Origin of the sequence: Nocardia sp. NBC_01730 (genome assembly GCF_035920445.1) — a bacterium.
In the GTDB taxonomy this organism is placed as follows: domain Bacteria; phylum Actinomycetota; class Actinomycetes; order Mycobacteriales; family Mycobacteriaceae; genus Nocardia.
In genome coordinates this window covers 712306-724509 of record NZ_CP109162.1, presented here as the reverse complement: position 1 = coordinate 724509, position 12204 = coordinate 712306, and the positions used below count along the sequence as shown (strand labels likewise).

Sequence of the window (12204 nt, the reverse complement as noted above, 5' to 3'; positions counted from 1 at the left end):
CCCGTAATCACGGTGGTAGAACCGCCCGGCATCGTCGAGCACCGCATCGGCACACCGGTTGAGCCGGTGTGCGAGCAACACATCCGGTGGGGCGATCAATTGCCCGGTGTCCGGAAGCGCGTATTCCGTCACGCCGTGGCCCGGTCGCGTGACCACCGCCGCGAGCGCCGCCTCCGCGGTCGGGTTGCCCAGCAGCAGGTCCAGCTGAGTTTCGACGTGTTCGAGATGTTCTGTCGCGCGCAGGAATTCGTTGACAGCCAACCGGGTTTCCCGCAACAGTCGCAACTCGTCGACGGTGATGTTGTCCTGGGCGGCAATCCGCAACAACAGGGTTTCCTCGGCGGCCACCTGGTCACGTAGCGCGAACACCTGCTGTTGCCACCGCGTCGGGTCCACAATGTCGAAGGCCGACAAACCGGCATTATGGGCCGCAGCGATCAGCGCACGGTAGGCGTGTTCCCGCCGCGCGATCGCCGCCGGGTACTCCCGTGCGTAACCATCCACCCACTGCGACCAGGTTTCCAGCTGCGTCGCCCACCGAGTCCAATCCCGTTGCTGCTGCGCCGTAGCCACCATTTCGGTCAGCACCTGGTAGCGATGCTTCGCTGTTCCGATGTCCAAGAACCGTGACGGATATTCGACAAAATCGCGTCCCAGCCTGGTGCGCAACTTGTCCAAGTGCCCCAATGGGCCCTCGGCCCCGGAATAGGTGGGATCCGGAGGCAGCAGAAAATTTTCCACAGCATCCGGGAACAGCCTGCGGTAGGCACCGCGAACTATGGCATAGCGGTCGGTGGCTTCCTGCTGTCGATCGGATGCCTGCGCCAGTGCCTGACTCAGCGCATCCAACCCGGTCGACCAAGCCGTCTGTCTGTGTACTGTGGCTATCCGAGCCAACAGCCGCTCGAGCACCAGATAGGTCTCGGCCGCTGTTTCAGCTGCACCTGGCTGCTCCCGATCCAGGATATCCCGGGCCAGCAGGGCATCGACCTTGGTCGGCGCAACGTTTTCCGCTTCGGCGATCTCCATTTGCGCGCGTAGCATCCGCGCTGTCGCCCACCGCACCGCGGCCGGGCTGGTGTCCGCCGAATTCGGCCGCAATTGTCCATCGGGCAACTCGGCAAGCTCTCGGGCCGTTTCGCTCAGCGCCGCGACCGCCGCGGCCTGTCGCGATACGAGATCCGTAGCGAATGCGACAGTTTGTTCACTCGGCGTGAACTCGGATTGTGTCGGAAAGGACTGCGCCGCGGTCAAAGCCCGATCGAATGCCGCGATCGCCGTCTGCCGGTATACCGCACGGTTGGAGGCACGCTGATCGTTTTCCTGGAAGATCTGGGCAATGGTCCACAACTCAGCGAGCTCATGTGCCGTCGCCCGTACTTCGGGGGACAACTTCGCGACTGCCTGTTCCAACTGCTCGATTCGCGGCACTGGTCCATGAAGCAGATCGCGCAGGGTCAGATAGGTCCGGACCAAATCCTGCTCTATCCGGTCTCGCAACTGCCGCCCAGGTACGGCGACCAGATCCTCGGGCGTCAGCTCGTGCAGCTTCAGGCGAAGTGGAACTCCGAAAACCGTGGGGATCGAGGGGCTCCGAGCAGGTTGCACCCCAGGCAGATTCACGCGCGCTGCCAAGTCGTTCAGCCGCACGACCTGAGCCGCCGATACCAGGTAGGTCTGGGCGGATCCCGGGTCGTCATTCCGGTGGCGGTACGCGGTCTGTAGCGCCTGCGCCAGCGTTCCCAGTTGTTGGTCCCAAGCAAAGAGCCGACGTGCTTCGTCATCATCCGGATCCTCGATGGAATTCGAGACTTCTTCCACCAGTTCCCGGTACCGGGCCCGAGCCTGTTCGCGCAGCGCCGACAACCTTGGGCCCAACTCCGGCAGCAGATGGACGGCACTTGGCCCCTGCGGTTGCGACTGCTCATCGCGGCCCCTCCCGAACCGCGCCCCCAGGTTGCGTTCCGGGTGATCCTTGCCCGGGTTGCGCGGCGGGGTTTCGCCTGGCCGCAGCGGGTGCAGCGGTCGGAAATTCCCATTCTGGCCTTTGTCGAAAACGATGCCGTACAGCGGGCCTTCGGGCCGGTCCCAGTCGTCGAACGGAATATCGGCGACTCGATTGTCGACGAATTCGTGCACCCGCACTTCGCCGTCGGCGCCCTGATACACCACGAATAGATGCGCGCCGACATCGCCGAAGTCCACCGCACCGAACACCACACCGCCCTCGGCGGCGATCGCATACATCTCGTCGAGCGATTCGAAGCCGTCCGGTTGCCATTTCGCCCGGGCCGCGAACGCGACCTCGGCCGGGGTCATACCGTGTAATTGGCGCATGCGGTCCTGCACCGGCGGCGGGTCCACTGGCAGCCCGAGGAATTTCCCGAACCACAGGTCTTCGACCGCACACAGCTTCGGGGTGTCGCCGCGCAGGTGCAGCACCTGCGGCATGGTCGGTGGCCGCGCCGGGACCGCGCCGTCGGCGAATTCCGTGGATACCGGAGTCCGGGAGCTCGATGGTGTCCCCACGGTCGGGCCCGCGGGCGGACGCACCATGTCGGGCGGGCGAAGCGGGCCGTCGGCGAATTGGGTCAGCTCGGCTTCGACCTGCGTCAGCTGCTCGGTCAGCTCGCGGTCGAGGGTGTCGACCTGTCGCGCCAGCTCCCGGCGACGGGCGACCGGGTCTTCGACCTCCGGCCCGGCCGGGGTGGCGAGTTCCTGGCGAGCCCGGCGCAGATTCCCGGCCGTTTCGTCCAGTCGCCGGGTATGCCGGTCGAGGATGTCGAGCTGCTGGGCCCACTGTGTGCGAGCATCGGCGGCATCGGCGAGTTCCCGCAGTAGCTGGGCCACCCGCTGTTGCTCAGGGCCCGACGTCGACTCGCCGACGACCTCGGCGTGAGTTCGCAGCATCTGCCGCCACGAGTAATTCGACCAGTTCGGCCGTTCCCCTCCCCTGAGGGTGAGTTCCGGCGCCAGATCGGCGGTGATCGTCCGCAGCAGATCGTCGAATCGAACTGCTGCACCGGCATTTTCCGTTTCCACCCGGCGGCGCGCCGCGGACAGCGCTTCGATTCGACCGATTCGCTCGCCGAGCGCCAGATACTGTTCCAGCTCTCCGACCTCGCGGGCTTGCTGTTGCAATGCCTCGAGCTGTTGCCGTTCTCGGACATTCGGTTGCCACTCGTCGCGCCCCTGCTCGGCAAGCAGGCCACGGATCCAACCGGTCAATTGCCGGAAACTGCCCCGCAACTGCGCGTCGGTGGGCATGCCCAAACCCATGTCCGCCAGCCACGCCTCGACCGGCGCGGCGAGCTGCTGTTGGCGCGCCTGCAACTCGGTCAACTGTCGCGGTCCCAGCGGTCCGGGACTCGCATTGTTGTTGCGCGCGATCAGGTCCTGCCGATATCCCACCTGATCCCCGGCCGCCCCGCGACGGATCCGGACCAGTTCCGGGCCCACCTCGCCGCGGCGCGCAACCGGGGTCCGCCGCGGGTCGCGCACCACCTCGGCCAGCCCGCTGTCGATCAGCTCGTCGAGCACCCGAATGGTCATGGCGTGCCCGTCAACTTCCCGGTCCCATTCCAGCAGGTCCCGCAGTTCCCGGAATTGCGTTGCCAACCGGGCCCGTTCGACCGCGGTTTGTTCTTCCAGGGTCAGCGGTTCCCGGTCGACGAGGTCTGCAGACGGCCGCGAGAGCTCCGACAACTCGGCGCGCGAGAGCCACTCCGGTGGAGTATCGGTCTCCAGCAGCGCGCCCAATGCGGTGCTGATGTTGTCGTAGTCACTGCCCAGCCGAGCCTGCATCCGCTGTTGCGCGGCCCGGCTCAGGTGCAAGCCCCCGGCCATGGCCGCGCCGTCCAGTCGGTCTCGATCCGCGACCAGCTCCGCGATCTGCTCCGCCTTGGCCGTCAACCGCGCCACCGTGGCGCCGTCGCCGTGCTCGCTCGCGATCCGCAGCTGCCGGTTCAGTTCGACGACCTGCTGTTCCCGCCATTGCATCCGGTCGAGTCGGTGCAGCGTCCGAGTGATGTCGTAGCGCCACCGGAATTCCTGCTCCGCTTCGGCGAGTACCCGGGATTTGTCGCCGCGCTCGCGCAGATCGACCAGCTCCTGATCAACCAACACCGGATCGGCCAAGGTCATCGCCGGGATCTGCAACAGCCCGGCCAGCCGTTCCCGCTCCCTGGCGAGTTGGGCGTCCCACTCGGCGCGCGTGTCGGATTTCGGTTGCAGCAACTCCGGATTCAGCTTCAGCTGCGAATCCAGTGTCCCGTGCCTGTTTCTTTCGCGCCGAACGAGTGGGTCCCTGCGTGCCTGCAATTGCAGCCGAACGCCGGCCACCAAGCCCCGGCGGCGCAGCACATCCTCGTCCATCATCCTGGTCAATGCTTCGGGAAGCTCAGAAGACGCGAGATCGAGTCGAGCACCCATATTACCCACCGCGTACGCCCTGCCCGCGATGCCGTGTGAGCGACCGTCCGAGCGGAGCCGGTGCAGCGGGTTGCCGTGCTCGTCATAGCCTGCGCCGTGGAACGACACCACCCCGGACAAGCCTCGCCGCCAGGCCCCCAGAGTCTGCGGCCTCAGGTTGCCGTGGCTCACCATGATCTGACCGTGTTCTCGGTAGACCGCCACTGCGTGCGCGCCGACCACACCCTCGCGCTGGAAACCGTCGAAGCCCACCGACACGAACAACGTCCCGCCCTCGGCAGGCACCGCCGCGGCCAGCTCGTCGAGGTTACGGAATCCGACCGGATCCCAGTCCGCACCCAGCAAGTTCGCGCCGAGTTGACCGTCCACCCCGTTCTCCGGCGCGGACATCGACCGCAGGACCTGGAGTCGCCACCACAAATCACGGACGATCGTGTCGGTCCTGGGGTTCACCCCCGACACCCGTAGCCGGGCCGCCAGCGCGCGCTCCACCACGATCCGCGATGCTTGCGGATAGCAGTTGTTGGCAACACCTTCCACTCGGTGCGAGTCGATCCAGGCCGTGTTGCCCTGGTCCGGGAACTCGACCGTGATCTGGTCGCGCCCGGCCAGGGTTTCGTGGCCGCGGGCTCGTTCGACCAGGTGCATATCCGCGACTCGCGCCGTCTCGGCATCCGCGGCATGGTGGCCGACCAGCCGCACGGCCTGCGCAGGTCGCGCGTCCTTCAGCTCGGCCACCGCCCGGGCCAGGTCCGCGTGCTCCTTGCCGATCCACACCACGGCCGCCGTCGGCCGCTCCTGGGCGGTGACCCCGTGCACCGCTGCCGCCGCGGCCCGCCGCACGGCCGCTTCCAGATCAGGCGAATTCTCGGACACTACATGGATATTCACCACTTCGGCGGTATCCAGGTCGCCGATCACCAACATCGATCCGGTGGTGCCGAGCATCTGCACATCCGGGTGACCGGGCACCTGCGCGGTCCACCGCTGGGTGGCGGCCAACAAGTCGATCCGGGAGTTCACGAGCGCGGCTTGCTGCAGCTGCTCCGGGACCCGCGGATCCGGGCGGTGCCACTTTTCCCGCTCGCGCAACAGCAGCAACCGGGTCGCCTGGTCCCGGGCGGCACGTGGGAAACCTTCGGACTCGGCGACTTCTCGGGGCATCGAGCGGATCATCGCCTGCTGCGTCACCGGATCGGTCCAGTCCCACGCGATCGCGTGGTCACGCGCGGTCACCGCCCAGAACTTGATGCTGCGCATCCGCGCCTGCGCCCGCTGGTACCCGAAGGCTTGCTCGTCCACCGGCAAGGTCGGACGCGGCTCGGCTTGCAGCGAGTCCACGGGTGCGGGTTCGGGTGCGGGTTCGGTCGCCGCACACGACACCGCGACACCGGCCAAAGCCCGGTCTTGCGGGGAGTTGTCGGCCAGCGCGGTCATCGCCGTGCTCAGATCATCCGGATGCCTAGCGAACTCCCCGGCCAGCGACGCCACCGAACGCGAGGTCCCCCCCAACCCGGCGGTACGCGCCAACAGTATGTGGGACTCGGTGACCGCACCACTACTGATGTATCGACCCGGATCGGTCGGCGGCCCACCCGCAGTCACAACACCAGCACCAGCACCGGTGTCGGTGTTGTTGAGGTCCGGCACACTGAAGCCGAGGGTGTGACCGACCCCGGAAACATCGGTGTCGGTGTCGGTGTCGGTGGTGATGGTGTGGGAGTTGTCCGGGTTGTTCGGGTCGAGTACATCGACCCGGTCACCGCCGACCGAGCCCGCGGTGAACTGTCCCGGCTGGCCATCGATCCCGGTATCCAACACGACCACCGCGATACTGGCCTGTGGTGGCCGAACACCCTCGAGTAGTTCGGTGTCGATCTGGCGGCGCACCCGCGCACGGATCTGCGCTTGGGCGGGTTCACTCAACGGGTCAGCGTCTTCGGGCAGTTGTGCTTGCGCCGCGGCCAGCGCCTCACTGATCCGGCGGGTGTGATCTCGGCGGGTCAAACGCACGACCGCGGCCTGCGCGGCATCGATCGCGGCACGCACCATCTCGGCCCGATCGGCTTCGGTGACCGGTGTCGCGGGGTCATGCTCCTGCAACGAGGTCCGCAGACTGTCCCGCGCCGCCGCGGCCGCGACCGGCGCCGCCCGATACCCCTCCACACTGTCGGGCACCCCCGCCGAAGTGACCGCCAACCGGAACGGGCGACCAGCCACCATGACGACCTCACCGACCATCACACCCCGATCGGCGTCACGCTGCTGGTTCGTGTCGGTGACCCCGGCCACCGAACCCAGATCCAGCTGCTCACGCTCCAGCTTCTGCCACGAATCCCCCAACGCATCAGAACAATCGAAAACCCGACGGATCAGCTTGCCCATCTCCGCCTCCGACACCCGCCCACCCCACGCCCGCAGCCCACCATCACGGTCGGTATCAGGGCCGGCAGCCGTATCAGGGCCGGAATCGGGGTCGGTGGCCGTATCGGGGCCGGTGGCCGTATCAGGGCCGGAATCGGGGTCGGTGGCCGGGGTCGGGGGTGGTTGGACGGGTAGTTGTGCTTGGAGCTGGCCGATCCGGTGTCCGAGTTCGTTGATCTGTTGCTGGGTTTCTGATTCTTCCAGTGCACGCAGTTGCGTGGTCAGCCGCTGTCTGGAGCGGGCAAGGCTATCCCGCTGCCGTTGCAGCATCCGCTGGCGTTCACCCAGCTGCTGCTGCTGGCGGGCCAACTGCCCCTCTCGCCGGGCCAGCTCTTGCGGCGACAACGCCGGCCCGTCGCGCCACCGGGGCCCCCCTGCCGCGAGGTCACGTTCGGCCTGTAACCGGCGATGCTGGGTAGCCGACACGGTCCGGTCGGAATCCAGCGCGGCCAGGTCGGATTCCCGCTGCGTGATCTGCGCGGCGGCCTGAGCGATCGCGGTTCCCAACCTTTCCTGCTCGGTCTGCAGCCGCGCGCGCGCCTGCTCCCGCAGCTCACCCAACCGCGCGATCTCCGCACGAAGCGCTTGCGGGGTGCGGGCCTGCCCCCGCGCATCAGGCAGCCCGTCGGGACCGGTCACATCCGGAGTCGCGTCCGGGGTGGGTTGGGGTCTGCCGTAGGTCGTGGCCTCGTGCATGGCCTGTACTGCCGCAGCCCATGCCAGTGCCTGCGTCGCGTAGGTGGTGGTATCGGTCAGCCATTGCGGGGAATGCCGGGTGCGGTCGTTGATCCGCGACAGCAGCCCGGTGCATTGGTCGGCGATAGCGGAAAGCTCGTGGTAGTAGTGCGCGTTCGCCGACACCACCCGCCACTGCGAGGAATCCGGTGACCGGGCCAGCGTGGTCTCGAATTCCGGGGACAGCAACCCCGCGTGGGTGTCCTCGTCCACACCCAACCCTGCTGCCGCGGTATTCAATTGCCTACGGGCGGTATCCAACTGCTGGTTCAACCGCGCCAGCACAAAACCCACCTGCCGGCTCACCTGACTCTGCAATCCAGCCCCAGCCCCAGCCCCGGCCCCGGCCCCGGCCTGCCCGGCCCCGGCCTGCCTGGTGGGGGTCGGGTTCGCGAACCTGGCCAGCAACTCCTGGGCGGTCTGCAGGTTCTCGGCCATCACCGGGGCGCGGCGCACCACCGCCGCCAACCTACCCAACCGCTCACCGGGCCTGGTCTCGTCGGGCCTGGTCTCGTCGGGCCTGGTCTCGTTCAGCCAGGCCAGTTCTGCTTCGAAGTCTCCGGCCAGCAACCGGTGTAGTTGGGCTTGTGGCACGCCCGCGGCCAAGGTCCGGATATCCTCGAGCGCTCCGACCCAGTCGGTGACCGCGCCCAGCAGCCCCACCACCCGCTGCTGGTGGCGGGACTGCTGGGCAGGGGTCGCTGTCGGGTCCGGTGGCTGCCCCAACGCTTCCTGTAACGAGTCCATGGTCTGCTCGACCTTGTGCAGGTGAGCGACGCTGTCACGCAACCGGTCCCGTGCCTCGAGCAGACGCACCTGCTCCGCGACGGTCATTGTCTCGGTGAGCGCGGGCGCGGGAAGCCGGGCCAGCGCATCGGTGTAGCGGTCGGGGTCGCGTAACGCATCCAGCACGTCCGGGTCGCTGACTCCCGCCGCCCGCGCGAGGTCATCGAATTGCGTACGGGTATCGCGATGCTCGGCGCGTAACCGGTCCAACGCGTAATCCAGTTGCCGTTTCAACCGGTCTTGTTCATCCGCGTCGAGGAACCGCCGCACCCGGTCACGCTCGTCTTCGTCGTCGGCGCCGTTGACGACATTCACGGTGTAAGGGGTCAGCTTCGAGCCGTCGAACCGGATCGCGGTCACCCAGATCTTGTCGGTGACCTCCGGGATCGCCTCCGGAGTGAAAACCTTCTTCAACCCGGTCTCCGGGTCGTAGATCATCACCACACCATGCTCAACAGATAAATGGACCACATGCCCACCGACGGTGTTGTCCCCGGAGGTATCGAAAGCCAGCACCGTCACCAAGGTGGCGCCCTCACCCAGAACCATCGTCTGGTGTTCGAGCTGATCGAACCGCGACATCCGCCGCCACCGCTCACCAGTGACCTGCCCGGTATCCCGAGACAGTTTCAGCAGCCGGTCTCTTTCCGTACCGGCCTTGGTCTCCAGCTCTTGTTCACGCTCCCGGGTCCGCTGCCCCTCGACCCGCTCACGGCTCTGGGCACGGTCCTGCAGTTGCTGGATACGCTGTGTCAACACCTGCTCGGTGGTTCGACCCGTACGCGCGGACACCCGATCCAACTGCTGCCGCAAACCCGCAGCGATCGGCTGCCCGTCCCGCACCCGCGCCAACGCGGTCTCCAACCGCCCCTGCACACGCCCGACCCGCCTCGTGCGTTTCTTCTGACGCGTACGCTGCTGCCCTTTGACCCGCTCGGCTTCCTCCCGCAACCGGTTACGCTCAGCCGCAGCCTCGCTATACAACCGTTTCGACTCCAACGACGCACTCGGCGCCAACCCACTCCCCGACCGGACCAACTCCGCACCGATCTGCCTCTGATACACATCCGAACCCACACCAGCAGGATCCGACGACCCCACCGGCCGAATACCCGCAGTCGGATACTGCGCAGCCAACACATTCGTCGACCGAGCAGCACACTGCCCCGTCAAATCGACACTGCCCACCTCCGGACCCGGACCAACCCCATCACCCCGACCACCCGAACCCGAATCACCATCCGAACCAGCCCGAGACCCACCATCAGACTCCGGCCCGACCTCACCATCAGACTCCGGCCCGACCTCACCATCGGACTGTGCGTCATCCGGAGTGCGCGAATCCGAATCCGAATCACCATCCGGATCAATCGAAGACTCACCATCAGCCCGAGCGCCGCCATCAGTGTCCGAACCAGCCCGAGACTCACCCTCGGACTCCGGCCCGACCTCACCATCGGACTCCGGCTTGACCTCACCGTCGGACCGCGTGTCATCCGGAGTGCGCGAATCCGAATCACCACCCCTGGCCGGGTCATCCGAAGTCGCGCCATCAGCCCGAGTGCCGCCATCAGTGTCCGAACCAGCCCGAGGCTCACCGTGGGATTCCGGTCCGGTCTCGCCGTTGTACTGGGTGGTTGTGGCGGGGTCGGGCGAGTGGGTTGGGGCCTGTTGGTCATCTGCCAGCCCCCCGCCGGTCTCGCTCGTGTCCGGTTGCGCGGTCGAGGAATCGGCCGCCGATTCGGGGATAGTGGCCGATTCGGGGGTGGCGGTTGATTCGGCCTGGGTGCCAGCTGTGTCGCTGGTGGTGTCGCTGGTGGTGTCGCTGGTGGCGTGGCTGGGCGCGCTGGCCGCTTGTATTTCTGCGACGATTCCGGTGGTGTCTCTCATGATGTTGCGGAAAGCGGCCGCTGCGTCGGATCCGGCGGCCCCGGCACCGGCAGCGCGTGGCGTTGTTCGTGGCTCGGTATCGGAGGTATCCGGTACCGCGCTCGACCGTGACCGGTCCGCGCTCGTACCGCGCCGACCCGACGCGGCAGACGACGAGCGCCCGGCACCGGCAGTACTCGATGCACTACCGCTACCGGCCTGGCTCGAGCCACCCGGCACTGCCGCCGAACTCCTGCCCGCACCCGACCCCGACGCCGGTCCACCAGCAGCAGGCCCACCAGCAACAGACCCACCAGCACCGGCGGCAGGGGCGCCGGCGGCAGGCCCACCAGTGGCAGGGGTGTCGGTGGCGGGGGTGTCGGTGGCGGGGGCGCCGGTGGCGGGGGCAGGGGTGTCGGCGTGTGTGGTGGCTTGCCCGTCGACCGGGGTGGGGTCTGCGGCTGTGTTCCCGGTGGATCCGAGGCCTGCTGTGGGTTCGCTGTGCTGGGTTCCGGTGACCAGCGCCCCACCGTGCGGGTCGGTGCCTACCGCACCACCAGCCGGTCCGGCACCGGTCTCGGTAGTGGTGGTGGCTGCCGCGGCAGGCGGCGCGGTCGACGCCGAGGCTTGCGATGCTTGTGGGGATCCGTCCTCGGTGGTGTTCGATGCCGCCGCAGTATCGGACCCGTTCCCCTCGGCGTGGCCGGGCTCGGTGGTGGTGTTGCTGTGCCCTTGATTCGTGGTCGTGTTCGCTGTCGGCGAGGTATCGCCGGACGCCCGACCGTTCCCGACCCCGACCCCGGTGCCGGCCCCGGTGTTGGTGCCGGTGCCGGTGTTGGTGTTGGTGTTGGTGCCGGTGTTGGTGTTGGTGTTTATCGGGGGGGTTGTGGTGGTGGTTGTCGGGTTGCTGGTTGTGGTGCCGTCACCGATATCGGGTTGTCCGGCGATGAGGGTGAAGTCGCTGCGGCGCATCCGTTGGCCTTCACCGACCCGGGGTGCGCGGAACCCGCCGATCACTCCGGGGACCGCGCCACCGGCGACGCCACCGGACCACGCGTAGATATCGGTCTGCCAGTTGTTGTAGATCAGGCCGTTGGAGACCATCGCTCCGACCTGGCCGATGAGCCCCGCGCCACCACCGACGACGACACCGGTTCGTATCCGGTCCCAGCGGGCGCCGCTGTTCCAGTTGAATTTCTGGGTCAGCTTCTGCATACCGAGCCCACCGATACCGCCGATACCGCCGGCGATGGTGGAGATCACCGCGTTCTGTTTGATCGCTTCCCAGTCCAGTTTTTCTTGATAACCCTCACGGATCATCTCGGCCTCGACGAGAAGCTCCTGCCCGGTCCCCTGGTAGAACTCTTGGAACGCTTCCTTCCCCATGTGTTTGAAGATTTCTTTCGCCACGTCACTGGTGATCCACTGCACCAGCCGTGGGGTGTCCTCGATCGCGATCCTGGTGGCCATACGCGCCAGGATCTCCGCGGTTTCCTGTGTCACACGCGAGGCCAGCCAGCGGAAGAAGATCCGGGTCGAGGCGACCGCGTACGCCTGTTGCAACGGCGCACCCGGACCCCACAGACTACTGCTGGCGAACTCGGTGCCCATCCAGATCAGCCCGAAGATACCGTTCAGCTTCGCCGAGACGACCTGACCGCGGTAACTGTGAATCCCTTTGGCCAGCTCACCATAGCCACCCGCGACACTTTTGTTGTGCGAGATGATCCGCGCCAAATATTTGTCGATACCATCCGCGCCGTCACCCTCCGGATACGCCCGACGCGATTTGTTCCGCGCCATGGCCACCACCGGAATCACCGTGCCGTTGATGTTCTGCTGCAGATGCTCGAAACCCTGCTGCACCTGGCCGACGTCGTCTTCATCGATCGTCGGCAGCTTGACACCGACCAGATAACTGAGCCACGCCATCCCCGGAGGAGGAAACGGAATACCCAT

The 12204-nt window shown here is 66.9% G+C and carries 1 protein-coding gene (only partly in view); it reads right to left on the bottom strand.

Features of this window, described 5'->3' with window-relative positions:
• Positions 1-12204, bottom strand: partial view of an MFS transporter gene (locus OHB12_RS02880; RefSeq protein ID WP_327115875.1) — the beginning only. Its footprint begins 39147 nt before the window's first position; 12204 of the gene's 51351 nt are visible here — the first part of the coding sequence; the start codon lies at positions 12202-12204; its stop codon lies off the left edge, out of view.